The 26,944-nt window shown below is 75.0% G+C and carries 20 protein-coding genes and 3 pseudogenes; 12 read left to right on the forward strand and 11 right to left on the reverse strand.

Annotated features, from left to right (window positions below):
- Positions 1-29: 29 nt before the first annotated feature.
- From SGLAU_RS07370 to SGLAU_RS07395, 6 genes are all read right to left on the reverse strand, one after another.
- Positions 30-1,418 (reverse strand): aldehyde dehydrogenase family protein, encoded by a 1,389-nt coding sequence (locus SGLAU_RS07370; protein ID WP_043499416.1) that lies wholly within the window; start codon positions 1,416-1,418, stop codon positions 30-32.
- A 781-nt stretch (positions 1,419-2,199) separates the two neighbouring features.
- Positions 2,200-3,432 (reverse strand): MFS transporter, encoded by a 1,233-nt coding sequence (locus SGLAU_RS07375; protein ID WP_043499418.1) that lies wholly within the window; start codon positions 3,430-3,432, stop codon positions 2,200-2,202.
- A 61-nt stretch (positions 3,433-3,493) separates the two neighbouring features.
- A complete protein-coding gene (locus SGLAU_RS07380) occupies positions 3,494-4,948 on the reverse strand; it encodes a CitMHS family transporter (RefSeq protein WP_043499420.1) in 1,455 nt (484 codons plus the stop codon).
- A 156-nt stretch (positions 4,949-5,104) separates the two neighbouring features.
- Positions 5,105-7,336 carry a molybdopterin oxidoreductase family protein gene (locus SGLAU_RS07385; RefSeq protein ID WP_043499421.1) on the reverse strand — a complete coding sequence of 744 codons (2,232 nt, stop codon included), beginning with the start codon at positions 7,334-7,336 and terminating at the stop codon, positions 5,105-5,107.
- Positions 7,337-7,614: 278 nt separating this feature from the next.
- Positions 7,615-8,232 (reverse strand): TetR/AcrR family transcriptional regulator, encoded by a 618-nt coding sequence (locus SGLAU_RS07390; RefSeq protein ID WP_043499423.1) that lies wholly within the window; start codon positions 8,230-8,232, stop codon positions 7,615-7,617.
- Positions 8,233-8,312: 80 nt separating this feature from the next.
- Positions 8,313-8,870 (reverse strand): hypothetical protein, encoded by a 558-nt coding sequence (locus tag SGLAU_RS07395; RefSeq protein ID WP_043499426.1) that lies wholly within the window; start codon positions 8,868-8,870, stop codon positions 8,313-8,315.
- Positions 8,871-9,084: 214 nt separating this feature from the next.
- Between SGLAU_RS07395 and hmgA the strand changes: the two genes are divergently transcribed.
- The 3 genes from hmgA to SGLAU_RS07410 all read left to right on the forward strand — a co-directional run bounded on the left by hmgA (position 9,085) and on the right by SGLAU_RS07410 (position 12,573).
- Entirely contained in the window at positions 9,085-10,434 is a 1,350-nt protein-coding gene (gene hmgA / locus SGLAU_RS07400; protein ID WP_052414062.1) for a homogentisate 1,2-dioxygenase, read from the forward strand.
- 62 nt (positions 10,435-10,496) lie between these two features.
- On the forward strand, positions 10,497-11,246 hold the full coding sequence (locus SGLAU_RS07405; RefSeq protein ID WP_043499428.1) for a GntR family transcriptional regulator: 750 nt from the start codon (positions 10,497-10,499) through the stop codon (positions 11,244-11,246).
- Positions 11,247-11,421: 175 nt separating this feature from the next.
- Positions 11,422-12,573, forward strand: a complete 1,152-nt coding sequence (locus SGLAU_RS07410; protein WP_043499430.1) for a type ISP restriction/modification enzyme — start codon at positions 11,422-11,424, stop codon at positions 12,571-12,573.
- Positions 12,574-12,667: 94 nt separating this feature from the next.
- Here the strand turns inward: SGLAU_RS07410 and SGLAU_RS34355 are convergent.
- Positions 12,668-12,868: pseudogene (locus SGLAU_RS34355) on the reverse strand (TetR/AcrR family transcriptional regulator); the annotation flags it as partial.
- On the opposite strand from SGLAU_RS34355, the pseudogene SGLAU_RS07415 reads away from it, so the two are divergent.
- Positions 12,860-13,339 (forward strand): annotated as a pseudogene (locus SGLAU_RS07415) (ABC transporter permease); the annotation flags it as partial. The pseudogenes SGLAU_RS34355 and SGLAU_RS07415 sit on opposite strands and share 9 nt — an antisense overlap.
- Positions 13,340-13,391: 52 nt before the next feature.
- A complete protein-coding gene (locus SGLAU_RS07420; RefSeq protein WP_043499432.1) occupies positions 13,392-14,588 on the forward strand; it encodes a CaiB/BaiF CoA transferase family protein in 1,197 nt (398 codons plus the stop codon).
- A 43-nt stretch (positions 14,589-14,631) separates the two neighbouring features.
- On the opposite strand, the gene SGLAU_RS07425 is transcribed toward SGLAU_RS07420, so the two are convergent.
- The 3 genes from SGLAU_RS07425 to SGLAU_RS07435 form a co-directional block, all read right to left on the reverse strand.
- Complete coding sequence (locus SGLAU_RS07425) at positions 14,632-14,901, reverse strand: hypothetical protein (RefSeq protein ID WP_043499434.1); 270 nt, start codon at positions 14,899-14,901, stop codon at positions 14,632-14,634.
- A 126-nt stretch (positions 14,902-15,027) separates the two neighbouring features.
- Positions 15,028-15,840 carry an anti-sigma factor domain-containing protein gene (locus SGLAU_RS07430; protein ID WP_043499437.1) on the reverse strand — a complete coding sequence of 271 codons (813 nt, stop codon included), beginning with the start codon at positions 15,838-15,840 and terminating at the stop codon, positions 15,028-15,030.
- A complete protein-coding gene (locus tag SGLAU_RS07435; protein ID WP_412556220.1) occupies positions 15,837-16,403 on the reverse strand; it encodes a sigma-70 family RNA polymerase sigma factor in 567 nt (188 codons plus the stop codon). Before SGLAU_RS07435 ends, SGLAU_RS07430 begins: the two co-directional genes overlap by 4 nt.
- A 151-nt stretch (positions 16,404-16,554) precedes the next feature.
- On the opposite strand from SGLAU_RS07435, the gene SGLAU_RS07440 reads away from it, so the two are divergent.
- From SGLAU_RS07440 to SGLAU_RS07455, 4 genes and pseudogenes are all read left to right on the forward strand, one after another.
- Positions 16,555-18,084, forward strand: a complete 1,530-nt coding sequence (locus SGLAU_RS07440) for a DUF4331 domain-containing protein (RefSeq protein ID WP_043499444.1) — start codon at positions 16,555-16,557, stop codon at positions 18,082-18,084.
- A gap of 117 nt (positions 18,085-18,201) precedes the next feature.
- Positions 18,202-19,566: a tetratricopeptide repeat protein gene (locus SGLAU_RS07445; protein ID WP_052413668.1), complete on the forward strand. Its 1,365-nt coding sequence runs from the start codon at positions 18,202-18,204 to the stop codon at positions 19,564-19,566.
- The gene (locus SGLAU_RS07450) at positions 19,563-21,074 is read left to right on the forward strand and encodes a nickel transporter (RefSeq protein WP_043499446.1); all 1,512 of its coding nucleotides are present in this window, start codon (positions 19,563-19,565) and stop codon (positions 21,072-21,074) included. The genes SGLAU_RS07445 and SGLAU_RS07450 overlap by 4 nt, the downstream gene beginning before the upstream one ends.
- Positions 21,075-21,126: 52 nt before the next feature.
- Positions 21,127-22,732: pseudogene (locus tag SGLAU_RS07455) on the forward strand (serine/threonine-protein kinase).
- Between the two features lie 95 nt (positions 22,733-22,827).
- Here SGLAU_RS07455 and SGLAU_RS07460 read toward each other — a convergent pair.
- Positions 22,828-23,631: an SGNH/GDSL hydrolase family protein gene (locus SGLAU_RS07460; protein WP_043499453.1), complete on the reverse strand. Its 804-nt coding sequence runs from the start codon at positions 23,629-23,631 to the stop codon at positions 22,828-22,830.
- 369 nt (positions 23,632-24,000) lie between these two features.
- Between SGLAU_RS07460 and SGLAU_RS07465 the strand changes: the two genes are divergently transcribed.
- The 3 genes from SGLAU_RS07465 to SGLAU_RS07475 all read left to right on the forward strand — a co-directional run bounded on the left by SGLAU_RS07465 (position 24,001) and on the right by SGLAU_RS07475 (position 26,930).
- Entirely contained in the window at positions 24,001-25,206 is a 1,206-nt protein-coding gene (locus tag SGLAU_RS07465) for a S8 family peptidase (RefSeq protein ID WP_043499454.1), read from the forward strand.
- 139 nt (positions 25,207-25,345) lie between these two features.
- A complete protein-coding gene (locus SGLAU_RS32825) occupies positions 25,346-25,831 on the forward strand; it encodes a hypothetical protein (protein WP_244315187.1) in 486 nt (161 codons plus the stop codon).
- Position 25,832: 1 nt separating this feature from the next.
- Entirely contained in the window at positions 25,833-26,930 is a 1,098-nt protein-coding gene (locus tag SGLAU_RS07475; RefSeq protein WP_043499457.1) for a GNAT family N-acetyltransferase, read from the forward strand.
- Positions 26,931-26,944 lie beyond the last annotated feature (14 nt).

Raw genomic sequence — 26,944 nt, forward strand, 5'->3', positions numbered from 1 at the left:
GACAGATGACTCCTAGGACCCGGAGGGGCTCAGAACTGGAGGGACTTGGTCTGCAGGTACTCGGCCAGGCCGTGGCTGCCGAGTTCCCGGCCCACGCCCGACTGCTTGTAACCGCCGAAGGGGGCCAGCGGGTTGAACCGGCCGCCGTTGATGTCGACCTGCCCGGTCTCCATCCGGCGCGCGAAGGCGACCGCCGTCGCCTCGTCGGCCGCCCAGACCGCGCCCGCCAGGCCGTAGACCGTGCCGTTGGCGATGCGCAGGGCGTCCTCCTCGTCCTCGTAGCGCAGGATCGACAGGACGGGGCCGAAGATCTCCTCCTGGGCGATGGTCATCCCGGGGGTGACGTCGGCGAAGACGGTGGGGCTGACGAAGTAGCCCCGCTCACGCGGGGCGTCGGGGCCGCCGGCCACCAGCCGGGCGCCCTCGGCGACGCCCTGCGCGATGTACCCGAGCACCCGCCGCTGCTGCTTGGCGTTCACCACCGGGCCGATGCGGTCGCCGTACTTGGCGGCGGCGGCCGCCGCCAGCTCGACCGCCTCGTCGTAGCGGTCGCGGTGGACCAGCATCCGGGTCCAGGCACTGCACGTCTGGCCGGAGTTGGACATCACGTTGGCGACGCCCACGTTGACCGCCTTGTCCAGGTCCGCGCCGGGCAGGATGACGTTGGCGGACTTGCCGCCCAGCTCCAGGGCGACCTTCTTGACGCCGGAGCCGGCGACCGCGCCGATCCGCCGGCCGACGGCGGTGGAGCCGGTGAAGGAGACCAGGTCGACGCCCGGGTGCTCGGCGAGCGCCTGGCCGGCGACCGGGCCGAGCCCGGTGACCAGGTTGAAGACACCGGCGGGGATCCCGGCCCCGTCGACCACCTCGGCGAAGAGCTGGGCGGTGAGCGGGGTGTCCTCGGCGGGCTTCAGGACGATCGTGCAGCCCGCGGCGAGCGCGGGGGCGACCTTGGCGACGATCTGGTGCAGCGGGTAGTTCCAGGGGGTGATCGCGGCGACCACGCCGATCGGCTCGTGGAGGACGGTGGAGTTGCCGACCTTCTCCTCGAAGGCGTGTCCGGCGGCCAGTTCGGCGTAGGAGCCCGCTACCGCGACCGGCGCCCCGACGTGGACGGTCCGGGAGAACTTCAGCGGCGAGCCCAGTTCGGCGGTGACCGTCTCGGCGATCTCCTCGGCCCGCGCCACCAGGCCGTCCCGCAGGGCGGACAGCCGCGCGGCGCGCTCGGCAGGCGGGGTGGCGGCCCAGCCCGGCAGGGCGGTGCGGGCGGCCCCCACGGCGTTGTCGACGTCCAGCGCGGTGCCCGCCGGCACCTGGCCGACGATCTGCTCGTCGACCGGGTTCACGACGTCGATGACGTCGGCTCCGGCCGCCGGGCGCCAGGCGCCGTCGATGTACATGCCGTCATGTGCCTTCATCGCGTTCCCTCCGGGCGGGCCTCGTCGTCGCCCCCAAACTAGCGCCGTTAGTTTTACGGCACCAGGGGCGCTCCGCATGGCACGGCTCACCCTGCCCGGGCCCGGCCCGGAAGTCGACCCGCGTCCCGCGCGGACCGGCGAGCGTGTCCGCGCCGAGGGTCGGCGCGGACGGCCGCCGGGGCGCCGACGAACGGCAGCCCGGCCACCACCACGGCGGACCGGACACGGGCACGGGCATCCGCACGGACCGACCGGGCCCGGGCGTGCACCGCAGGCGCCCCGGACCGGGGCCCGGGTGCGGTGGCGCCCCGGTACCCGGGCGAGGGCACGGGCGTCCCCGCGGGCCGGCCGGGCAGGGGGCGGGCGCTGCGGGGGCCCCGGATCGGGATTCGGGCGCGGCAGCGCCCCGGTACGCGGGCGCGGGCACGGGCGTCCCCGCGGGCCGGCCGGGCGCGGGGCGGGCGCTGCGGGCGCCCCGGATCGGGATCCGGGCGCAGCAGCGCACCGGTACCCGGGCGCGGGACAGGCATCCGCGCGGCCCAGCCGGGCACGGGGCGGACGCTGCGGGGCCGTGCGGGGGGGGCGGCCCCGGACCGGAGCGTGGGTGCGGCAGCGCCCCGGTGCGCGGGCGCAGGCGTCCGCGCGGGCCGGCGGGCATCCGCTCGGCCCGGCCGGGCGCGGCGCAGGCGCTGCGGGGCGGTGCGGGGGCCCCGGACCGGGGTCCGGGTGCGGCAGCGCCACGGTACCCGGGCGCGGGCATCCGCTCGGGCGCCGGTGCCGCTCAGGCGCCGCTGCGGCGGCGGGCCCGCGGCGCGCGCACCTCGCGCGCCCGCTCCCCCGCCGGCCGCTGCGCCGGTCCGCGCAGGGCGACCCCGCCGGACAGCAGCAGCAAGGCACCGAGCATCACGAACGGCGCGGCCACCCCCGCCACCCCGGCGACCAGGCCCGCCGCGGCCGGGGCGGCGGCCTGGCCGAGGCGGTTGCCGGTCAGCCGCAGGGCGAGCGCGGTGGACCGGGCGCCCTCGGGGGCGGCCTGCACGACGGTCGTCATGGACAGCGGCTGCCCGACGCCCAGGCAGAAGCCGAGCGCGGCCAGCATCAGGGCGAGCGCCCACACCGGCACCGGAACGGCGACGCCCGCGCAGAGCACCGCGGCCAGCAGGCAGGTCACGGCGAGCAGCGCGGTGCGGCCGAGCAGCCGCAGCAGCGGGGTGAGCACCAGGCGGCAGGCGATGGTGGCCGCCGCCCGCAGGCTGAGCAGCAGCCCGATCACCGACGGGGCGATGCCCCGGTGCTCACCGACCACCGGCAGGTAGGCGGTGAGGATGTCGGTGGCGGACAGCACGGAGAGGCTGACCAGGATGCCCGCGGGCACACCGCGGGTGCGCAGGATGCGGTGCACGGGGACGCGGCCGCCCGCGGTCGTACGGGCTGCGGGGGTCGTACGGCGGTGCTCGATGCGCCACAGCGAGGTGCAGGCCACCGCGGCGACGGCCCCGGCGACGAGCAGGGCGAGCGCGCTGCCGCCCGCCCGGTCGGGACCGCCGATCAGCGCGCCCGCCGCGATCGGGCCGACGAGCTGGCCGAGGGACGCGCCGATGGTGAAGTGGCCGAAGTTGCGGTCCTGTTCGTGCGGCGCGGACTGGCGGGCCACCAGGGACTGGGCGCCGATGACGAAGCAGAGGTGGCCGAGGCCCATCACGCCGCTCCAGACCGCCATGGCCCACAGGGAGCCGGCCAGGCCGCTGAGCGCGCAGCCGCCGGAGATCAGCACGACGCCCACGGGCAGCAGCGGCGCGCAGCGGCCGTGATCGGTACGGCGGCCCAGCGGAACGGCGGCGAACACCGGCAGCAGCGCGTAGACGCCCGCGATCACGCCGATGGCCCGTTCGTCCGCGCCCAGCGCGAGGGCCCGGTAGGAGACGGCGGGCCGGGCCATCGACACCGCCCCCTGCGCGAAGCTGAAGGCGATGACGAGGCGGAGCAGCCAGCCGCGGTTCCCACCGGGCCTCATGGTTGTTACCTCCGAAGGGGGAAGGAGTCGGGGGCGACGGACGTCGCAGGGGTCGGGTGCGTCAGATGATGCCGAACAGGATGCCCGCCCCGAGGATGACCAGGCAGGTGAGGGCGGCCCACTTGACCACGAACCGGGTGTGGTCGCCGAACTCGACCTTCGCCATGCCGACCAGCACGTAGACGGCCGGGACGAGCGGGCTGGACATGTGCAGGGGCTGGCCGACGAGGGAGGCGCGGGCCATCTCCAGCGGCGAGACGCCGTGCGCGGCACCGGCCTCGGCGAGGACCGGCAGGACGCCGAAGTAGAAGCCGTCGTTCGACATGAAGTAGGTGAGCGGGAGGCTGAGCACGCCGGTGACGAGGGCCATGTGCGGGCCCATGCCCTGGGGGATGACGTCGACCATCCACGTGGCCATGGCGTCGACCATGCCGGTGCCCTGGAGCACGCCGGTGAAGACGGCGGCGGCGAAGACCATGCCGGAGACGTTGAGGACGTTGTCGGCGTGGGCGGCGATGCGGGCCTTCTGGTCGGGGATGCGCGGGAAGTTCACGGAGAGCGCGAGCGCGGCACCGAGCAGGAACAGCACCGGGATCGGCAGCCACTCCATGATCATGGCGGTGAGCAGGGAGACCGTCAGCAGCGCGTTGAACCAGTAGAGCCTCGGGCGCAGGGTGTCGCGGTGCGGGTCGAGTCCCTGGAAGTCGTCGTCCTCGTCGGCACTGCCCGCGGAACCGGCGGCTGCGGGGGCACCGGGAGCCGCGGGTACACCGGCGGGGCCGTCCGCGCCCGTGCCCGTGCCGGCGCCGGCGGTGCGCCGCCCGCCCTCGGCGCCCGCCCCGGAACCGGCGCCCACCAGCACCGTCTCCTTCTCCTCCGCCGGCACCTCGTCCAGCGCCAGCACGCCGAGCCGCTTGCGCTCGCGCAGACCGAGGACGTAGGAGAGCCCGATCACGAAGAGCAGGCCGGCGGCGAGGGCCGGGATCATCGGGACGAAGATGTCGCTGGCGTCCAGCTTGAGCGCGGTGGCGGCACGGGCGGTGGGGCCGCCCCAGGGCAGTGTGTTCATGACGCCGTTGGCCATGGCGGCGACACCGGTCAGGACGACCAGGCTCATCCGCAGCCGCTTGTAGAGCGGATACAGCGCGGAGACCGTGATCATGAAGGTGGTGGAGCCGTCGCCGTCCAGCGACACGACCGCGGCGAGCAGGGCCGTCCCGACGACGATCCGCATCGGGTCGGCCTTGCAGAACCTCAGGATGCCCCGGACGACCGGGTCGAAGAGACCGACGTCGATCATCACCCCGAAGTAGACGATCGCGAACATCAGCATCGCCGCGGTGGGGGCGAGGCTGGTGACGCCGTCGATGACGTAGTCGCCCAGGTGGGCGCCCTTGCCGACGAACACGCAGAACAGCGCGGGGATCAGCACGAGCGCCGCGATCGGCGACATCTTCTTCATCATGATCAGGACCAGGAAGGTCGCGATCATGGCGAAGCCGAGGATGGTCAGCATGAGTGGATACCTAACGTTCGCCCTTGAACTCCCACCTGGGCCGGCGGTGCGATGGACGTTAGGTCCCGCCAAGCGGCGTTAACAAGATGTTGACACGCGAGCAATAAGCGCAAAACTGCTGGTCACAGCTTTGCTCAGGTCAGCGGCCCCCGAGGTTCAGGCCATCGGGGCCAGCTCGACGGGGACGCCGTTGAGCACCGCGTTGCCCGAGAGCGGGTCCAGCAGGCTGCCGTCGAGGAGCTGGTTGACGTTGACGCCCGGATCGGCCGCGGCGTGGCGGAGCCGGGTGCCCGGGCGGTCGTGGCCCCAGCCGTGCGGCAGACTCACCACGCCCCGCCGCACCGCGTCGGTGACCTCCGCCACCGCCGTGACCGCTCCCCCGGCGCCCTTGACCCGCACGGAGGCCCCGTCGCGCACCCCGAGCCGTTCGGCGTCCTCCGGGTGGATGTGCAGGGTGCAGCGGTTGGTGCCGCCCGTGAGGGCCGGGATGTTGTGCATCCAGGAGTTGTTGGAGCGCAGGTGGCGGCGGCCGACCAGGAGCAGCCCGGCGGGACGTTCGGCCATGGCCCGCTTCAGCCGGGGCAGGTCGGCGGCGATCGGGCCGGGCAGCAGCTCCACCTTGCCGGTGCGGGTCCGCAGCGGCTGCGGCAGCCGCGGGCGCAGCGGCCCGAGGTCGATGCCGTGCGGGTGGGCGAGCAGTTTCTCCAGCGTCAGCCCGTCCTCGCGGGCGCCGAAGCCGTCGCCGTAGGGGCCGAGGCGCAGCATCAGGTCGAGCCGCCGCTCGGGCCCGTTCTCGCCGGTGAGCCGTGCGGCCAGGTCGCGCGGGTCGCGGCCGTGCACCGGGGAGTGCGGGTCCAGGACCGCCTTGCCGAGGGTCTGGTCGATCACCATCGCGTCGACGGCGCTCGGGTCGGCCCCGTGCATGCCGCTCACCGCCAGGATCAGCCGGGCCAGGATCTCCGTCTCGGCCATCCGGCCGGGCTCCAGCGGGATCGCGGGCCGGGTGTAGCGGACCTGGTTGCGCACGGCGAGGGTGTTGAAGGCGAAGTCGTGGTGCGGGCTCTGCGCGGGCGGGGGCGGCGGCAGCACCACGTCGGCGTGCCGGGAGGTCTCGTTGAGGTAGGGGTCGACGGCGACCATGAAGTCGAGGGAGCCGAGCGCCTTGTCGAGGCGGTCGCCGTCGGGCGCGGAGAGCACCGGGTTGGCGGCGACGGCGATGAGCGCGCGGATCGGTTCGCCGTCCGGCGTCGCGGTGTCGATCTCCTCGGCGAGCGCGGAGATCGGCAGCTCGCCCTTCGCCTCGGGGTGCCGGCTCACGCGGGAGTGCCAGCGGCCGAGGGCGAAGCCCTTGCCGGGGCCGGCCGGGCGGGGCGTCCGGTCGGTGGCGGCGTGCGGGAAGAGGGCGCCGCCGGGGCGGTCGAGGTTTCCGGTGAGGATGTTGAGGACGTCGACGAGCCAGCTGGCGAGGGTGCCGTGCGGGACGGTGCAGCTGCCGATCCGGCCGTAGACGGCGGCGGTGGGCGCGGCGGCCAGTTCGCGGGCGAGCAGGCGCGGCACCTCGGGGTCGACGTCGCAGGCGGGGGCGACGGCCTGAGGGGTGAAGTCTTCGAGGGCGGCCCGGAGTTCGTCGAGTCCGTCCAGGTGCGGGGCCAGCTCGCCGACGTCGGCCAGCTTCTCCTCGAACAGCACGTGCGCGGTGGCCGCGAGCAGCAGCGCGTCTGTGCCGGGCCGGATCGCGATGTGCCGGTCGGCGAGCCGGGCGGTGCGGGTGCGGCGCGGGTCGATGACGGTGAGGGTGCCGCCGCGGGCCTTGAGCGCCTTCAGCCGGCCGGGGAAGTCGGGCGCGGTGCACAGGCTGCCGTTGGACTCGAGCGGGTTGGCGCCGATCAGCAGCAGGTGGCCGGTGCGGTCGAGGTCGGGCACGGGGATGGCGCCCGCGTCGCCGTAGAGGAGGCCGCTGGAGACGTGCTTGGGCATCTGGTCGACCGTGGAGGCGGTGAACAGGCTGCGGGTGCCGAGCGCGCCGAGCAGGACCGGCGGGTAGAGGGCACCGGCCACGGTGTGCACGTTGGGGTTGCCGAGGACGACGCCCACCGCATGCGGGCCGTGCCGCTCGACCACCGGCCGGATGGCCGCCGCGACCGTGTCGAAGGCCTCCTCCCAGGTGGCTTCGCGCAGTTCGCCGTCCCGGCGCACCAGCGGGGTGCGGAGCCGGTCGGGGTCGCCGTCGACGGCGCCGAAGGAGGCGCCCTTGGGGCAGATGAAGCCCCGGCTGAAGACGTCGTCGCGGTCGCCGCGGGCACCGGTGACGGCGGTGCCCTCGATGGTGAGGGTCAGCCCGCAGGTGGCCTCGCACAACGGACAGATACGCAGAGCGGTGCGGGACACGGGTCCTCCCGGGGCTGACGGCGGCTGCGGCGCGCGGACGAGGGGAGCATACCGACCGGTAGGCATGGAGGGGGAGGGCTTTGCACGCCTCTCCTCCGCCGGCCGCGGTTCCCGCCGCCCGTCAGCCGGTCCAGGAGCGGGCGCCTGTGCGGGGGTGGGCCTCAGCCGGAGCGCCCTCAGCCGGGGGCGGGCCTCAGCCGGGGGCGGCCCTCAGCCGGAAGCGGCCCTCAGCCGGAAGCGGCCCTCAGCCGGGGCGGCCGTCGCTCCGGGTGCGGCCGTCAGTCCAGTACGCGCCCCAGGTAGGAACGCAGCAGCTCCCGCATCTCCGCGATGATCCGCTCGTCCCCCTGCGGGTCCACCCGGAAGGCCAGCTGGACGAGGGTGTCGGCGGTCTCCACGGCGATCAGGAAGGTCCGGCGCAGATCCTCGTCGGGGGCGCGGCCGAGGAAGCCGGAGAGCAGGCCGGTCAGCCGGTCGGCGACCCGGTGGTTGGGCTCGCCCTGCCGGGCGCCCACGGGTATCTGGTTGCCGAAGTCGACCAGGGAGAAGCCGGGCGCGGTGCGCTTCATGGCCAGGTACTCGTCGAGCACGGCGTCCATGGCCGCCCGCCAGTCCCCGGCCCCGGCGTCCTTCAGCCGCCCGGTGACGCGCTCGGCGTAGCGCTCCAGGTTGCGCTGGGCGAGCGCGTCCGCCATCTGCCGCTTGTTGCCGAAGAAGCGGTAGACCGAGCCGATGGGGACACCGGCGCGCTGGGCGACGGCGCGGGTGCTCAGCGCGTCGTAGCCGACCTCGTCGAGGAGGCCGGCGCACGCGTCGAGGATCCTGGTCAGCCGTTCGGCGCTGCGGCGCTGGACGGGCGCGCGGCGGAGCGTGGTCGCGTGGGGCACGGGCTTCATGATGCCTTTCCGTGGCGGTCCGGTGAACCTCACCCCCTGGTACGGCCACCGATGGCCACAGCACTCATCCCGCCGCCGGGTCAGCCTCCCGTCCCGGGCGCCGCGGACTCCCCCGCGCTCCTCCCGGGTGCCGGTTCGGACGCGGAGACGGTGATGTCGGCGGTGCTCTCGACCGGCTCGCCGTCCACCGCCCACACGGTGCCGTCGTCGGCGTAGAGCCGGGCGGTGACCTGGTGGGTGCCGCGCGGGACGAGGCGGCCGGGCAGCAGGTGCTCGGGACGGCGCAGTTCGGTGACGTACCGGCCGTCGACGAAGAGCCGCGCGGTGCCGCGCCCGGCCACCGCCTCGGCGGGGGCGCCGGGGGGTGAGAAGCGGAAACCGTCGAGGGTCAGCCGGACCCGCCAGCCGCCGTCGGCCGGGGCGGGCTGCACCTCGACGCCGACCTCGGGGGCGTCCTCCTCGTCGACCTGGCGGTAGGGCCGCCCCTGGTCGTCCCGGTCCTCCAGCACCCTGCCCACGGGCGCGGGTGCGCCTTCGTCCCGCCGCTCTGCTGTGTCACCGGTGCCGCAGCCCGCGGATCCGGCCAGTACGAGGACACAGACCGCGAACGCGGCGGGGTATCCGCGCGTCCATGACATACCGGCGAGCCTAGAACACCGGTGCGAGGCCCCGGATCCCCCTCAGGTCTGGTTCTCGTGGTCTCCGGTAGTCCGCCGAGAGGAGGAGCACGGGCCGGCGCAGGCCCCTTGCGCGCGAGCAACCGCAATCCTACGGTGATCCATAGGAATCAGGAGTCGCCCTCACCGGCCACCCTCACCCTGCACACCATCACCGGCACAAGGAGCAGTGATCATGAGCGATGGGGGCACCGCCCGCGCGAGCGAGTTCGAGCGTGGGGGAGCACGCAAGACCGCCGAAGCGCTGGCGTACCTGTCCGGGTTCGGCAACGAGCACAGCTCCGAGGCGGTCCCGGGCGCCCTGCCCGAGGGCCGCAACTCACCGCAGCGCGCGCCGCTGGGGCTGTACGCGGAGCAGCTCAGCGGTACGGCGTTCACCGAGCCCCGGGCGCACAACCGCCGCTCCTGGCTGTACCGGATCCGCCCGTCCGCCGCCCACCCGGCGTTCACCCGCACCGGCAACGGCGCGCTGCGCACCGCGCCCTTCGGCCAGACGGTGGCCGACCCCAACCGGCTGCGCTGGAACCCGCTCCCGGAGCCCGGGCCCGGCACCGACTTCCTCAAGGGCCTGTGGACCCTGGGCGGCAACGGCGACGCCACCCAGCGCTCCGGCATGGCCGTGCACCTGTACCACGCCAACGCCTCCATGACCCGCGTCTTCAGCGACGCGGACGGTGAACTGCTGATCGTCCCGGAGCGCGGCGGGCTCCTGCTGCGCACGGAGTTCGGCCTGCTGCACGCCGAGCCGGGCCACGTGGCGCTGGTCCCGCGCGGGGTCCGCTTCCGGGTGGAACTGCTCGACGAGACCGCCCGCGGCTACGTCTGCGAGAACTACGGCGCCCCCTTCCGCCTCCCCGACCTGGGCCCGATCGGCGCCAACGGACTCGCCAACGCCCGTGACTTCCGCGCGCCGGTCGCCGCGTACGAGGACGTCGAGGGCCCGGTGGAGGTGGTGAACAAGTTCTGCGGCAACCTCTGGACGGCCACCTACGACCACTCCCCGCTGGACGTGGTCGCCTGGCACGGCAACTACGTGCCGTACGTCTACGACCTGCGCCGGTTCAACGTCATCGGCACCATCTCCTACGACCACCCCGACCCGTCGATCTTCACGGTGCTCACCTCCCCCTCGGACACCCCCGGTCTGGCCGGCGTCGACTTCGTCGTCTTCGCGCCGCGCTGGCTGGTCGGCGAGGACACCTTCCGGCCGCCGTACTTCCACCGGAACGTGATGAGCGAGTACATGGGCCTGATCGAGGGCGCCTACGACGCGAAGGCGGAGGGCTTCGTGCCGGGCGGCGGCTCGCTGCACAACATGATGTCCGCGCACGGCCCCGACCGGGAGACGTTCGACCGGGCGAGCGCCGCCGAGCTGAGGCCGCAGAAGATCGACGACGGGCTGGCGTTCATGTTCGAGACCCGCTGGCCGGTGACGCTCACCCCGCAGGCCGCGCAGGCGGACCACCTGCAGCGGGCCTACGACGACGTCTGGCAGGGCCTGGAACGCCACTTCCACGCGCGCTGACCCGGCCCGCCCCGCGACCCCGCTGTTGCACCGACGATTCCGCAACCGGTACGGATGGCACCGTGACCTCCTTCGCCCCGGACTCCATCGTCCTCAACCGCAAGCTGCCGCTCTGGTACCAGGTGTCGCAGTCGCTGCGCGCCTCGATACTCGGCCGCTCGCCCCGGGACCCGCTGCGGCTGCCCACCGAGGAACAGCTCGCCGGGCACTACGGCGTGAGCGTGCTGACCATGCGACAGGCGCTGAAGGAACTGGAGGACGAGGGGCTCATCACCCGCCATCGCCGGCGCGGCACGTTCATCGAGCCGAACGCCCGCCGGGGCTCGCCGGTCCGGCTGCTCGGCTCGGTGGACGCGATTGTGGCCCAGCAGTCCGGCATGACGACCGAACTGCTGGAACACGGCCGCGTCCCCGTGCCCGCCGAGGCCGCCGAGTACTTCCCGGACCTCGGCGAGGCCGCCGCCTACCACCGGCTGCGCAGCGACGCCGAGACCGGCGAGCCGACCAACCACGCCCGCAACTGGGTGCGCCCCGAACTGGCCGACCGCATCGACCCCGACGACCTGGTGCGCTGGCCGATGACCAAGGTGCTGCGCGACGTGGTCGGCGCGGACATCAGCAGGATCACGGACACCGTGGAGGCCCGTCTCGCCGACCCGGAGACCGCCCGGCTGCTCCAGGTGCCCCTGCTCAGCCCGATCCTGCACTACACGGGCGTCACCTACGACGCGGACGGCCGCGTCCTGGACGTGGCCGTCATCCACTACCGCGGCGACCGCTTCTCCTTCACCGTCACCCTGGACGCGACCTAGGCCTGTCGTTCGGGTCGTCCCGGCGTCGCGGGGTCCGGCACGCACATGCGCCGCGTTGTCGTCACGCGCCGCGCAGCCGCACGTACCGGACGCCGCTCGGGTCGGCCGGAAGGCGCCGCACCGCAAGCGGGCCTGATCGAACGACAGGCCCTGGCCGGGCCCCGCCCGTCGTACGATGCCGGGCGTGACGTACGACGACGCTCCGCCGCTGGCGGACCTCATGCCGTGGTCCGTCGCACCTCCCCGGCTCGGCCGGGGCTGGCCGGCGGCGCCCGACCCCGGCTCGCTCAAGGCCCGCTGGAACGCCCTCGTCCGCGCCGAGGGCGCCGAGCGGGAAGCGCTGTTCGAGCCGTCCCGCGCCCGCACCCTGCGCACCGCGGTCGCCCAGCTGCCCGGCCAGTCCACCGGCACGGAGCGCCTGCTGCGCGCCACGGGGCCCTGCCCGGAGCCGGTCCGTGTCCTGCGCGCCCCGTTCGACGAGCAGTGGCTCCTGCCCGACCACCGCCTCATCGACGCCGCCCGCCCGGAGCTGTGGCGGGTGGCCGGCCCCGGCCAGGTCTTCGCCGTGGAGCACCCCGAGGACCCGGCACTGCCGCTCCTGGCGACGTCCGTCCTGCCCCTCCTCGGTCCCGTCCGCCCGCTGCACCGCCGCCCCGACGGCAGCGAACCCAATCTGGCGCCGGGCCTCCTGGACCACCTGGCCGCCCGCCTCGGCCACGCGGTGACCCCGCTGGACGTCCTCGCCTGGGCCGTGGCGACGACGGGCCCCGGCCTCACCGTCCCCCTCACCGCGGACCCGGGCCTGTGGGCCGAGGGCCTCGCACTGGGCCGTCGCCTGCTGTGGCTCATGCGCCGCGACGGCGAACGCCCCAGGCTGCCGGGCGGCCGCCGCCCCTACGTCCGCGCCCCGCTGCCCGCCCGGCCCACCACCCTGCGCTACGACCGCGACGAGGAGGCCCTGCTCCTCGACGAGGGCCGCATCTCGCCGGTGCCGCCGCAGGCGTGGGACTTCGAGGCGGGCGGAGCACGGGTCCTGGAACACTGGTTCACCGCCCGCACCGGCCCCGCCGCGGCGGGGACCCTGACGGCCGTCCGCCCGGCGGCCTGGCCGCAGACCTGGACGTCGGAGCTCCTGGAGCTGATCACGGTCCTCACCCTGATCGCGGAACTCCGCCTGCGGCGGGAAGGGCTGGCGGTGACGGCGGCCATCACGGCGGCGGAACTGAGGGAGGCGGGCGTCCTCCCGGTACCGGACCGGGTCCGCCGCCCCGCCTCGGTGCTGAGCTCCCGCGAGGAGGGGCCGGAAGGCCAGCTCGCCCTGCTGTGACTCCCGCCCGGGGGGACTGACCCGTGCCGGTGTGCGTCCCCGCCCCGCGGGCGCGTCCCCGGGCCCTCCCGGGCTCCACGGCCGGCGCCGGGCCTCACCCCTGCGGCGCGAACCCGCCCAGCACCCGCTCCAGCATCAGCTCGAACAGCGCCTCGGGATCGGTGGGTCCCGGATCCTCCGACAACGCCGCCGCGAGCCGCGGATAGGCCCCGCTCGCCAGCCGGCCCCCCAGGTACGCCATCCGCACGGCGCTCTCCTGCTCCGGCGTCCACGGCAGGGCCCGGCTCCGCTCGGCCTGGCCGCCGCGGACGTGGCCGTCATGGCCGCCGGCACGGTGCCGTTCCTGCTCGTGGGGCTGGCGATGGGCTGGCGGGCCGAGGGGTCGGCGGCCGGCGCGGCGGGGGCCGTCGCCCTGCTGCTGCTGTTCCGGTTCGCCTGCACCTGGGCGGGAATCTTCCTCGGCCTGCTCACCCGCGACGAGGAGGCCGCGGGCCAGCTGGGCGGGGCGACCTTCGTGCTGCCCCTGCTGTCCAGCGCCTACATCCCGGCCGAGGGCCTGCCCGGCCGGCTGCGCGCGGTCGCCGAGTGGAACCCGATCAGCGCGGTCGCCACGGCCGTGCGCGACCTGTTCGGCAACGCCCCCGTGCCCGAGGGCGCGGCCTGGCCGGTGGCGCACCCGGTCGCCGGGTCGCTGGCGTGGTGCGCGGTGCTCCTCGCCGTCTTCGTCCCCGCGGCCGTGCGCCGGTACGCGCGCGGGATCCGCTAGCGGGGACACCGCGCTGCTGACAAGGGGCCGGGCAGCCGCCATGATCCACCCCATGGAGCGTCTCCCCCTGCCCCTGGAGGGCATCACCGTCGTCGCCGTCGAGCAGGCCGTGTCGGCCCCGTTCGCCACCCGTCAGCTCGCCGACCTCGGTGCCCGGGTGATCAAGGTCGAGCGGGTCGACGGCGGTGACTTCGCGCGCGGCTACGACACCGCCGCCCGCGGACTGGCCTCGCACTTCGTGTGGTGCAACCGCGGCAAGGAGTCGATCGCGCTGGACCTGAAGGACCCGCGCGGGCTGGACGTGGTACGGCGGCTCGTCGCGGACGCGGACGTGTTCGTGCAGAACCTCGCGCAGGGGGCGGCGGCCCGGCTCGGCCTGGACGCGGCGACGCTGTGCGCGGCGCACCCGCGGCTGGTGGCGGTGGACATCTCGGGGTACGGGGCGTCGGGGCCGTACGCGGGCAAGCGGGCCTACGACATGCTCGTGCAGTGCGAGGCGGGACTGGTGTCGGTGACCGGGACGCCCGAGCAGCCGGTGAAGGCGGGGATCCCCGCGGCGGACATCGCGGCGGCCATGTACGCCTTCTCCGGGGTGCTGGCCGCGCTGGTGCGCCGGGGGACGACCGGGCGCGGCGGGCCGGTGGAGATCTCGATGCTGGACTCGCTGGCGGAGTGGATGGGCCATCCGCTGCACCACGCGATGCACGACGGCGCTCCCCCGGCGCGCACCGGCCTGGCGCACGCGGTGATCGCGCCGTACGACGCCTACGGCACGGCGGACGGGGGCCGGGTGCTGCTGTCGGTGCAGAACGACCGGGAGTGGCGGCGGCTGGCCGAACAGGTGATGGGCCGGCCGGAGCTGGCGACGGACCCGGCGTACGCGACGAACGCGGCGCGGGTGGCGCACCGGGAGCGGACGGACGAGCTGGTGGCGACGGCGCTGGCCGCGCTCGGCACGGACGAGGCGCTGGCGCTGCTGGAGGGCGCGGGGATCGCCTGTGCGCGCCTGCGGGACGTCCGGGAGGTGGCGGAGCACCCGCAGCTCGCGGCGCGGGACCGGTGGCGGGAGGTGGGGTCGCCGGTGGGGCCGCTGCGGGCACTGCTGCCGCCGATCACCCTGCCGGGTGGGGACACCGCACGGATGGGCGACGTCCCCGCGCTCGGCCGGCACACCGGGGCGCTGCTGCGTGCCGTGGGGATGACGGACGACGAGATCGCAGCCTTGCGCCGGGACGGTGTGGTGGCCTGAGCGCGGGTCCGGGAAAGCGGCCCCCGGGGAGCGCCCGTACCGGTCAGTGACCGCCGAACAGGGTGCGGCGGAGCCGGCGCAGCGGGGCGAAGAGCGAGACGCGGCTCACCCGGACACCCGTGGCACTGGGGCGGTGCGCGGGCTCGCGCGCGGTCAGCTCACGCATCAGCGAGGTCGCCTCGGCCGTCTTCTGCTGCGGCACGGCGGGACCCGCCAGCACCGCGAGGTGCCGATCGAGGCGCGTGCTGGTCGCGCTGCTACCGCAGGTGATCGCAGGGACCCTCGCCCTGTTGCGCACAGTTATCTGTTCCATGTCACTCCCCACCCGTACGAGTCCACCCGGCCCGGGCAGGGTAACCCTATCGCTCCCTCGGAGCACTCGTGCATCGCGGTCACAGGAATCACCTTCCCCGTAAGGGTGTTGACGATCCTCCCTCGATTACTCTCCGAATCCGACCGATTCCAGGGCGAGTTGGACAACGGGTTTCGTGGTGGGCCGATCTGATCCTCCCTCGGGTTCGACCGTCACGGCGAGTGATGCCGCCGCCCTGTCCAGGCCCGACACGACCAGCGGTGTGCCGCCGTCGAACAGGCCCAGGGAGCGCGGTTGCGCATGGGGGCGCATGACCCATAGCTGATGCACTCGTTCCCCGGACGGCTCGTCGTACCCGCGCAGGGTCACCACAGCACGCCCCGCGGACACGGAAGCGATCACTCCGATCGTGCCGCCGTGTTGGTCCCGGCCGGACGCCGCGCGGGCGTCCCCGGCGGCCAGGACGTGGGCGATCTCACGTGCCCGGTCCCGCTCCGCGGCCAGTTGGTCCCGGGTCCGGTCCGCCTGGACGGCGAAGAGCGCGGCGACGACGAGGGCCGCGGCGGCGGTCACCGTCGCGAACGGCACGAACAGGGGGCGCGGGCGGGACCTGCGCGCGCGGGCGGGCGGCGGTCGCGTGCCCCAGACGTGCGGCGGCAGCCGCGGGGCGTGCGCGGCGGCCGGAGCCGGCTCCTGCGGTGTGGTGCGTACGGCCGACAGGACGCGCTCCCGCAGGCCGGGCGGGGCGGGTTCGGCCGCCGACCAGGCCAGCCGCACCGCGTCCTCGGCCAGTGCCCGCACCTCGGCGGCGCACCGCCCGCAGCGGGCCAGGTGCCGCTCGAACCGGTGCCGTTCGCCGGGGCCGAGGGCGTCGAGCGCGTAGGGCGCGGCGAGGGAGTGGGGGTCCTCGCGGCCCAGGAGACGGTCCAGGACGCTCATGCCGCACCTCCGAGGCAGTCCCGCAGCCGGGTCAGGCCGTCCCGCATCCGGGTCTTGACCGTGCCCAGCGGCAGCGACAGCCGCTCGGCGACCTCACGGTAGGTGTAGCCCTCGTAGTAGGCCAGGGTGACCGACTGCCGCTGCAGGGCGGTGAGCCGGTGCAGGCAGCGGCGCACCCACTCGCGTTCGAGCCCGGCCTCCACCTCCTCGGCGACCTGGTCGAAGGCGGGTGCCCGGGCGCGCAGCGCCTCCCGCTGCTCCCGGTCGACGGCCGCCCGGGCACTGCGCACCCGGTCGACGGCGCGCCGGTGGGCGAGGGTGAGCACCCAGGCGAGGGCGCTGCCGCGCCGGGGGTCGAACCGTCCGGCGGACCGCCAGAGTTCGAGCAGCACCTCCTGGGCCACCTCCTCGGACTGGGCCGGGTCCCGCACCACGCGTTTCACCAGTCCGAAGACCGGGCCGGACACCAGTGCGTAGAGATCCTCGAAGGCCTGCTGGTCGCCGCCCGCCACGCGCAGCAGAAGCTCGTCCGCCTCCACCCGCTCCCCCTCCCTCCCTGTCACCTCTCGGACGGGAGTACGGATCGGCGGGCCGAAAACGCGGGTCGGCCCCGGGGAAATGACGGGGCGAAAAATTTTCCCCGGCCGACCAATCCGGCCGGCGGTCCGCCGCGAATCCCCGGCGTCAGGCACATCGGCACGGAGGACGGACGGCATGACAGCTATCTCCAGGAGCGGGGCGGGACGCGGCGTCGCCGCCCTCGTGTGTGGCGCGCTGGCCGCCGGGGGGCTCGCAGCCGCCGGCGTGGCCGCGCTGGGGCCGGGGGAGGCCGCCGCCTCCAGTCACCGGGAGGCGCCGCTGATCTCGGGCACCCCGCAGTACGACACCACGGACCTGTACGCGTTCGTGAGCCCCGACCGGCCGGACACCACGACGATCGTCGCCGACTGGATTCCCTTCGAGGAGCCGGCCGGCGGGCCGAACTTCTTCCTCTTCGCGGAGGACGCCCAGTACGACCTGCGGGTCGACAACGACGGTGACGCGCGGGAGGACCTGGTGTTCCGCTACACCTTCCGCACCCACGTCAAGGACGGGAACACCTTCCTCTACAACACCGGCCCGGTCGAGAGCCTGGACGACCCCGACCTCAACGTCACCCAGAGGTACGACCTGGAACTGATCCGGCTGGAGAACCTGCACGCGGTGTCCCGCACGAAGATCGCCACCGGTGTGCCGGTGGCGCCGTCGAACGTGGGCAAGGCGTCGATGCCGGACTACGGGAAGCTGCGCCGGCAGGCCGTGCACCGCCTGGCGGGCGGCGCCCAGACGTTCGCCGGGCAGGCGGACGACCCGTTCTTCCTGGATCTGCGCGTCTTCGACCTGCTGTACGGCGGGAACCTCACCGAGGTCGGCAACGACACCCTCAAGGGCTACAACGTCAACTCCATCGCCCTCCAGGTGCCGACCCACATGATCACCGAGTCGGCGCACCAGCCGGTCGTCGGCATCTGGACCACCACCCAGCGCCGCACCGCCAAGGGCGGGTTCACCCAGGTGTCCCGGCTGGGCAACCCGCTGGTGAACGAGGTCGTCAACCCGCAGAAGGACAAGGACGTGTTCAACGCGTCCACCCCCCGGGACGACGCGAGGTTCCTGAAGAACGTCACCGGCCCGGAGCTGCCGAAGCTGATCGAGGCGATCTACAAGATCAAGGCCCCGGCCGAGCCCCGCAGCGACCTCGTCGACGTCTTCCTGAAGGGCGTGCCGGACCTCAACCAGCCGCCGCACGTGACCCCGGCCGAGCAACTGCGCCTGAACACCTCCGTCAAGCCCGCGAAGCACCCCGAGCGGCTCGGCGTGCTCGACGGCGACACCGCGGGCTTCCCGAACGGCCGGCGGCTCACCGACGACGTGATCGACATCGCCCTCCAGGTCGTGGAGGGCGAACTGGTCGGCGCCGAGAACGACCTGGGGGACGCGGTCGACGCCAACGACCGCGCGTTCGAGAAGGCGTTCCCGTACGTCGCCCTTCCGACGGAGGGTTCGCGCGGCCCGCTCGCCAAGGGCACCTCGGGTGACGCGGACGTCCGCAGCGGGCTGGCCGACGCCCTGTCCCCGGCCGGTTCCGCCGGGGACGACGACACACCGCTCATCGCCGCCTCGGCGGGCGCCGGCGCGGTGGGCGTGCTGCTGATCGGCGCGGGGCTCGCCTGGTGGCGCCGCGGCCGGGGCCGCGCCTACTGACGGTCCCTCCCGAACCGGCGCGGCCCGCTCCCTCCCCAACCCCCACGGCGCGGGCCGCGCCACCCCCGCTGCCCCCTTCCTTCCGTCCCGTTGTCCAGCCGCCGCACGAGGAGAGGCATGGTCCCCCGCACGACCGACGACACCACCGAGCGGCCGCCCCGGCGCCCGCACCGCACCGCCCGGCTCGCCGGCTGCGCCGCCCTGCTGGCGGTCGCCCTCACGGGAACGTCGATCGCGGTCGGCGACGTCCGGGACGCCGGGCGCCGGCCGGTCCCCCCGGCGGCGGTCTCCCCGGCCCTGCTCGCCCACGGCGACCCGGACACGGTCGTCACCGCGCTCCAGGCCCACCTGCGCGCCCAGCCACGGGACCCGGCCGGCTGGGCGACCCTGGGACTGGCGTACGTGGAACAGGCGAGGACCTCCGGCGACCCGTCGCGCTACCCGCGGGCGGAGCGGGCCCTGGACCGCTCGCTCGCCCTGCGCCCCGGCGACGACCAGGCCCTCGCGGGCCGTGCGGCCCTGGCCGCCGCCCGGCACGACTTCACCGGTGCGCTGCGCGACGCCGGCCGGGCCCTGGAGCGCAACCCGTACAACGAACGGGCCCTGTGCACCCGGATCGACGCCCTCGTCGAACTCGGCCGCTACACGGAGGCCGCGCGGGCCGCCGACCTCGCCGACACCCGGCGGCCGGGAGTACCCGTCTTCACCCGGTACGCGTACGTGCGGGAGCTGCGCGGCGACGTCCGTACGGCCCGCCGGGTCCTGGCGCAGGCGCTGCGCTCGGCCACCGCGCCCGGCGACGTGGCGTACGTGGCCACCGCGCTCGGCCGGCTCGCCTTCGACCAGGGCGAGCACACGGCCGCGCTGCGCCACTACGCCCGCGCTCTCGCCGCCGACGACACCCACCTGCCCGCGCTGGAGGGCCGGGCACGCGCCGAGGCGGCGCGGGGCGACCGGGCGGCGGCGATCCGGACGGCCCGGCAGGTCGTCGCCCGGGCCCCGCTGCCCGGCCCGCTGGTGCTGCTCGGCGAGCTGTACGAGGAGGACGGCGACGGGGCCGCGGCGCGCGAGCAGTACGCGCTGGTCGACGCCTGGACGGCGCTGGCCCGTGCGGGCGGCCTCAACCCCGACCTGGACACCGCCCTCGCGGCGGCCGACCACGGCGACGCGCGGACGGCACTGCGCGCGGCCCGCGCCGAGTGGCAGCGCCGCCACAGCGTGCACACCGCCGACGCCCTCGCCTGGGCACTGCACCGCAACGGACGGGACGCGCAGGCCCTCGCCCTCGCCCGCCGGGCCACCGCGACCGGCTACCGCAACGCCGCGTTCCACTACCACCGCGGCATGATCGAGCGCGCCCTGGGCCGCGACCGGGAGGCCCGCACCTCCCTCACCCGGGCCCTGGAGCTGAACCCCGGCTTCTCCCCGCGGGGCGCCCGGGAGGCCCGGGCGGCGCTGAAGAGCCTGGGGGCCACCGCGTGAGACTCCGTCACCTCGCCGCGTCCGCACTGGCCGCCTGCGCGCTCGTGCTGCTGCCCGCCGGTGCAGCCGGCGCCCATCCGCTGGGCAACTTCACCGTCGGCCAGTACGACGGGCTCGTCGCCGCCCCCGGGCGGCTGCACGTCGAGCACGTCGAGGACCTCGCCGAGATCCCCGCGGTCCAGGCCGGACCGGACGTCGAGCGGCTGGGCCTGGACGGCTGGGCCCGGCAGCGCTGCGCGCGGGCCGCGCGGGACAGCCGGCTCACCGTCGGCGGGCGGAGCGTCGCGCTCAGCGTCGTCTCCGGCTCCGGACGGGTCCGGCCGGGACAGGCGGGCCTGCGCACCCTCCGCGTGGAGTGCCGGCTGACGGCTCCGCTGCCCCGCGGCGGGCGGACCGCCGTCGGTTTCCGCAGCGCGGACGTCGGCACGGGCTGGCGCGAGATCACGGCCCGCGGCGATCGCACCACCCTGACCGCGTCCGACGTGCCCGAGGAGTCGGCGTCCCGGGAACTGACGCGCTACCCGCAGGAGTTGCTGTCCTCCCCGGCCCGGACCACCACGGCCTCCCTCCGGCTGCGCCCCGGCGGACCCGCCCTGGCCGGACGGGAGCGGGACGGCGACGCGCCCGCCGCGTCCGTGCTGCCGCGCGGCGCCGACCGGTACACCCGGGCGCTGGACTCCCTGGTCTCCCGCCATGACCTCACCCCCGGCTTCGCCGCCCTCGCCCTGGCCGTCGCGCTGGGCCTCGGCGCGCTGCACGCGCTCGCCCCGGGGCACGGCAAGACGCTGATGGCGGCGACGGCGGTGGCGCGCGGCGGCCGGGCGCGGCCGCGGGACGTGCTGCCGCTGGCCGCGTCGGTGACCGTCACCCACACCCTCGGCGTGGTCGCCCTCGGCCTGCTGGTCACGGCGGGCTCCGCGGCGGCGCCCTCGGTGGTCGCCTGGCTGGGCATCGCGAGCGGCGCCCTGGTGTCGGCGGCCGGAGTGGGCCTCGTACGCCGGGCCTGGCGCAGCCGCGGACACGGACACGGGCACCCCCACGGGCACGGACACCCCCACGGGCACGGGCACGGGCACGGACCCCACGGGCACGGACACGGACCCCACAGGCATGGGCATCCCCACGGGCACGGGCACGGCCCCGGAGACGAGCTCCACCCCCACCCGCACCCCCACCGCCCGTCCCTGCGCGGCACCCTCTTCCTCGGGTTCGCCGGGGGGCTCGTGCCCAGCCCGTCCGCCGTCGTCGTGCTCGTCGGCGCGGCGGCGCTCGGCAAGGCGTGGTTCGGGCTGCTGCTCGTCCTCGCGTACGGCGCGGGGCTGGCCCTGACGCTCACCGCGGCCGGGTTCGCCGTGTTCCGGCTGGGCGCGGGCGCGGCCCGGGCGCTGCGGCCCACCGGCCGGCTGACGGCGGCGCTGCGGCGCGCCGTGCCGCTCGGGTCGGCGTCCGTCGTGGTGGCCCTGGGGGCCGGACTGGTGCTCAAGGGGGCGACAACCGCACTCGGCTGAGCCGCTTTCGTGGAGAACAGGACTTCCGCCCGGATGAGAGGAGGGGGCGCCCGTGTCCGACGTACCGGGCCGTGAACGGCTGATCGCGGGTCGCTACCGGCTGCTGTCCCCCCTCGGCGAGGGCGGCATGGGCACCGTGTGGCGGGCCCGTGACGAAGTGCTGGGCCGCGAGGTCGCCGTCAAGGAGGTGCGTGCCCCGGCCGGGCTGCCGGGATCCGACGTGGAGCGGATGTACGCGCGGCTGGAACGGGAGGCGTGGGCCGCCGCGCGGGTCGCGCACCGCAATGTGGTGACGGTCTACGACGTGGCGGCCGAGGAGGGCCGCCCGTGGGTCGTGATGGAGCTGGTGCGGGGCCTTTCGCTGGCCGAAGTGCTGGAGGCGGAGGGCCCGGTGGCCCCGCGGCGGGCGGCGCACGTCGGCGCGGAGGTGCTGGCCGCCCTGCGGGCCGCGCACGCGGCGGGGGTGCTGCACCGGGACGTGAAGCCGGCGAAACGTGCTGCTGTCCGACGACGGCCGGGTGGTGCTCACCGACTTCGGGATCGCCATGGTCGAGGGCAGCTCCGCGCTCACCATGACCGGCGAGGTGGTCGGCTCCCCGGAGTTCCTCGCCCCGGAGCGGGCGCTGGGCCGCACACCCGGCCCCGAGTCCGATCTGTGGTCGCTCGGCGTACTGCTGTACGCGGCTGTGGAGGGCCGTTCGCCGTTCCGGCACGACACGCCCATCAGCACCCTGCGGGCCATCGTCGACGAGGAGTTGCCGCCGCCGTGCCGGGCGGGTCCGCTGGGTCCGGTCATCGAGGGCCTGCTGCGCAAGGAGCCGGGCCGGCGTCCGCCGGCCGAGCACGCCGAGCGGGAGCTGCGGCTGATCGGTGCCGGGGGCACCCCGTCCGGAGGCGGCGCGGCGGGCGGGGACACGGTCGCGACACCGCCGTACGCGCCGTACGGCCCGGCCGCCCCGGCGTCCGCCCCGCCGCCGCGGAAGCCGTCCGGCCGGAGCGGCCCGGACCCCGGGCCGCCGCCCCGCCGCCGGGCCGCGGTCGCGGTGGCCGCGGGTCTGGCGGTGCTGGTGCCGGCGCTCACGGGGCTGACGTACGCGCTGCTGAACAGCGGGGACGCGGCTGCGGGCGGGCCGCCGACGGCCGCTCCGACGGCGCGGCGGAGCACGCCCGGCCCGGCGCGGGAGGACACTGCCGGAAACCCGCCGGCTCCGACGCCGTCCGCGGCACCGGGCCGGAGTGCGAGGCCGGGCGACAGCGGTCCTTCCGGATCCCCGCCGCCGCAGTCGGTGACGGTGACCGTGACGGGTGCCCGCACCGGGTACTCCGGCCCGTGTCCGCCCCCGCCCGCGCACGCGCCCGAGTTCACGGCGACGTTCACGGTGGGCAGGGTGCCGGCGGAGGTCGTGTACCGGTGGGTGGGTGAGGACGGGGAGCCGTTCGACGGGGGCTGGAAGACGCTGTCGTTCCCGGCGGGCGGCGACCGCACGGGGCAGGACCGGGTGACGGTGACGACGTACGACGACAGCGGGACGTTCGAGGACGCCATCGGGGTGGAGGTCCGCGCGCCGGTGCACGCCGCCTCGGAGAAGGTGCCGTTCTCGGTGAGCTGTGCGGCGGAGACCCCGTCGGACGGGGTCTCCGCTTCGCCGGGTGTGTGAGGTCTCACCCGGCGGGTGGGCGCCGGCCCGGTGCGTGAGGAGTCCACCGGGGGCGTGCAGGGTCCACAGGGGGCGTGGGGTGCCGGGCCCGCGGGTCAGGCCGCGCTGCGGAACACCGGCAGGTAGCCACCGGAGTGCCCGCTCGCGGTCGGGTGGTACGACTCGCTGATGTTCAGCCAGTTGACGCTGTGGAGCCAGGAGCTGCCGGAGCAGATCTCGTGGCCGGTGAAGGTGGAGCGGACGTCACCGAAGGTGAAGCCGTGGTCCATGGCACGCTTCTCGATCGCGGCGTTCAGGTGGTCGGACGCCTGGTTGATGGCGCTGCGCTTGGCCTCGGACAGGCCCAGGCACGTGGCGCCGAGCTTGTAGAAGCGGGGGTAGCCGAGCACGACGACATGCGCGGAGGGCGCCTTGGCGCGGATCGCCGAGTACACGGCGTCGAGCTTGCCGGGCAGGGTGGAGTCGACGTAGGCCCTGGCGGTGTTGATGCGGCTGATGCAGGTGCTGTCGGACTGGGTGACACAGGTCGTCATGACGTCGCCGAAGCCGGCGTCGTTGCCGCCGACGCTGATGGACACGAGGCCGGTGCCGGTGCCGAGCGGGGCGAGCTGGTTGTTGCGGACGTCGTCCGTGCGGGCGCCCGCGCAGGCGGTGAAGTGGAAGGACGAGGGGGCGTTGGCGGCGGCCCACAGCTGGGGGTACGCCTTGGTGCTGCGCTTGCAGTCGCCGCTGGAGCTGATGTAGCTGCCCGCGCCGAGGCCGGAGGAGTAGGAATCGCCGAGTGCCACGTAGCCGGTGGCCGCGGCTTCGGTCGCGTGGGCCCCGGTGACTCCGGTGAGCGTCGCTGCGACGCCGAGGAGGGCCGCGCTCAGGTATGCGACAAGTCGGGAACGTCTCATGGAACCTCCCTTTAGCAGGATCTCCGCCACAACCGTGGTACCAACTACGCGTGTTGACGGGAAGTGTCCATGCCAAGTCTTTCGTGTGCGTTCGAGGCCGCTTCCAGAACTGTTCCCGATCGCTTTTCAGACCGTTAGGGGTCACTTCCGGTCCGATCCCCGACCGCACCCCTGCCCTTGATTTCGCGTACATGACAGATTTGTTGACGGGTGCTCAACTCCCTTGTTCCCCGCACCCGGAGCGCCCACGCTTGATCCAGGCCCGCGGCGGTACGCCCCGCTCCGGGCCGTGTGCGCGAGCACGCGCACATCCCCCACAGACGCAGCGCCCCACCGGGCGCGCGCCGCCCAGAGGAGGACTCCCTCGTCATGGCACACCTGCGGAGCAAGAAGGTGCGGCTCGCCGCGATAACCAGCATGGCCACCGCCGCACTCGTGGGCGGGCTCACCGCCCTCCCCGCCCAGGCCGCCCCGGCCCAGGGCACCGTGCTCGCGGCCGGCTCCCCCACCGCGATCAAGGACAGCTACATCGTCACCCTCAAGCAGGGCGCCGGCTTCAAGGCCGCGTCGGGCCAGGGCAAGGACCTGATCGAGGAGTACGGCGGCGCGGTGCGCCAGACGTTCGGCAGCGCGCTGAACGGCTACACCGCCACCCTCTCCGCGACCGAGGCGAAGAGACTCGCCGCCGACCCGGCCGTGGCCGCCGTCGAGCAGAACCAGCGCGTCTCCGTCGACGCCACCCAGTCCAACGCCCCCTGGGGCCTGGACCGCATCGACCAGACCTCGCTGCCGCTCTCCGGCACCTACACCTACCCGGACAGCGCGGGCACCGGCGTGACCGCCTACGTCATCGACACCGGCGTGCGCATCACCCACTCCCAGCTCACCGGCCGCGCCGTCAACGGCTACGACGCCGTCGACGGCGACACCACCGCCCAGGACGGCAACGGCCACGGCACCCATGTGGCCACCACCATCGCGGGCTCGACCTACGGCGTCGCAAAGAAGGCGAAGATCGTCGCGGTGCGGGTGCTGAACAACAGCGGCTCGGGCACCACGGCCGGCGTGATCGCGGGCATCGACTGGGTGACGAAGAACCACTCCGGCCCCTCGGTCGCCAACCTGTCCCTCGGCGGCGGCGTCTCCAGCACGCTGGACACGGCGGTGCGCAACTCCATCGCCAGCGGGGTCACCTACGCGGTCGCGGCGGGCAACAGCAACGCCAACGCCTCCTCCTTCTCCCCGGCACGGGTCGCCGAGGCGATCACCGTCGGCGCCACCACCAGCACCGACGCCCGCGCCAGCTACTCCAACTACGGCTCGGTGCTGGACATCTTCGCCCCGGGCTCCTCCATCACGGCCGGCTGGCACACCAGCGACACCGCGACGAACACCATCTCCGGCACCTCGATGGCGACCCCGCACGTCGCCGGCGCGGCGGCGGTCTACCTGGCCGGGCACCCGTCCGCCACCCCGGCGCAGGTCGCCGCGGCACTGACCGCCGGCGCGACCACCGGCAAGGTGACCAGCCCCGGCAGCGGCTCCCCGAACCGCCTGCTGAAGCTCGTCCCGTGACCCACCCGCGGCCGAGTTGACCCGGTGTTCCCCGGAGGTGCGCGGCGCCTGCGGGGAACACCGGCGCGGTCTTGACGTCCCCTCGGCCCTGCGCCACATTGAAGCCCTCCATCCGGCGCTCCGGGGGGCACAGTCGCCCATGCAGACCAGTCGCAGCACCACCGGTCCAGGCGGACCGGACACGACGGACGGGACGGACCCGGCGGACGGAACGGATCCGGCGGACGGGACGGACGGCGCCGAACGGACGCGGTCGGGGCCGGCCAGGGACCTGACGGCACTGCTCGCGGGCGCCGCCACCGCCGCCGGCGCGCTGGGCGCGCTGCTCGCGTTCACCGGCCAGGAGTCGCCGCTGCGCGGCCCGTTCGCGCTGTTCTTCCTGATCGCGGCGCCGGCCGCGGCGATCGCCGCCGCGCTCACCGGCCTCGAACCCCTGGGCCGCGCCGTCGCCGCGCTGGCGGGGGCGATGGCCGTCGACCTGCTGGTGGCCCAGGTCATGCTGGCCACGCGCCACTGGTCGGTACGCGGCGGGCTGGTGGCCGTGACCGCGTTCAGCGCCCTGGTGCTCCTGCTGGTCGCGGCACGCCGGGCGCACGACCGCAGACCGAGCGGACGGGGCCGGTGACGTGGACATCCGTGTGCACCGCCCCGGGGAGCTGACCGCCGCGGACCGGGCCGCGTGGTCCGCGCTCCAGGCCGGGGCGCGTCCGCACGGCGCGCCGGAACTGGGCAACCCGTTCCTGTCCCCCGAGTTCGCCCTCGCGGTGGGCCGGTACCGGCGCGGGGTGCGGATCGCCGTGCTCCGGGAGGAGGGCGATCCGGTCGCGTTCCTCCCCTTCCAGCGGTCCGCCGCCGGGGTGGGCCGGGCGATCGGTCTGGGCGTCTCCGACGCGCAGGGCGTGGTGCACCGCCCCGGCTTCACCTGGGACGCCCGGGAGCTGCTGCGCGCCTGCGGGCTCGCGGTCTGGGAGTTCGACCACCTGGTCGGGGGCCAGCGGCCGTTCGAAGCCGGGATCACCGGCACCTTCCCGTCCCCGGTCGTGGACGTCGACCAGGGCTACGACACCTATCTCGCCGGGCTGCGCGAGCGGTCGCCGAAGTTCACCCGGACCACGCTCGCCAAGGAGCGCAGACTGGGACGCGACGCCGGGGAGGTCTCCTACGTGCACGACGAGCGGGACCCGGCCGTGCTGCGCACGCTGACGCGCTGGAAGTCGGCGCAGTACCGGCGCACCGGGCGCAGCGACCGCTTCGCCCAGGACTGGATCACCGGCCTGGTCCACCGGCTCTTCCACACCCGCACCGACCGGTTCGCCGGGATCCTGTCCGTGCTGTACGCGGGCGGCAGGCCGGTCGCGGCCCATTTCGGGCTGCGCGGCGAGCGGATCCTCGCGTGCTGGTTCCCGGCGTACGACCCGGCGTTCGCCAGGTACTCCCCGGGCCTGGTCCTGCACCTGCGGATGGCCGAGGCGGCCGCCGCCGACGGCATCGCCTACCTGGATCTGGGCCGGGGGCGGAAGGAGTACAAGGAGTCCCTGAAGACCCGGGACCTCGCGGTGTCCGAGGGGTGGGTGACGCGCCGTCACCCGGTGGCGTTCGGGCACCGGGCACGGCGGGCCCCGGTGCGGGCCCTGCGCAACGCGGTGGTCTCCCGGCCGGAGTTGTCGGAGCCCGCCGACCGGCTGCTGAAGTGGGCGGGAAGGATCCGCTCGGGCCGGCCGTGAGGAGAAAACCGCCG

This window comes from Streptomyces glaucescens (assembly GCF_000761215.1).
Taxonomy (GTDB): domain Bacteria; phylum Actinomycetota; class Actinomycetes; order Streptomycetales; family Streptomycetaceae; genus Streptomyces; species Streptomyces glaucescens_B.